General features: G+C 46.2%; 1 pseudogene. It reads left to right on the top strand.

The window, feature by feature from the left end:
- A pseudogene (locus AOA60_RS33670) lies at positions 1-253 on the top strand (hypothetical protein); the annotation flags it as partial.

The following is a 253-nucleotide window of genomic DNA, read 5'->3' as shown; positions in this document are numbered from 1 at the left end:
GTAGATGGAATTGTAGCATCAGCACAAGTAGTCTTTGAAGCCTTCTTAAATTCAGGGATGGTTCTATTCGATATCATGTTGGTTATCGCACTGATGGTTGCGATGCTGAAGTCTCTACAATCAAGCGGTGCAGATGTACTCATGATCTCACCGATGAAACGACTGATGGTAAATCCAACAACTGCCTTCTTTGTGCTCGGTGCAACGATGTACTTAGCTGCGACGTTCTTCTGGCCTACACCAGCCGTCGCCT

It is taken from the genome of Pseudomonas sp. 2822-17, from assembly GCF_002742485.1.
GTDB classification, from domain to species: Bacteria; Pseudomonadota; Gammaproteobacteria; order Pseudomonadales; family Pseudomonadaceae; genus Aquipseudomonas; species Aquipseudomonas cyclaminis.
Note: the sequence above shows the minus strand (reverse complement) of the source record. Positions and strands in the feature narration are given on the sequence as shown.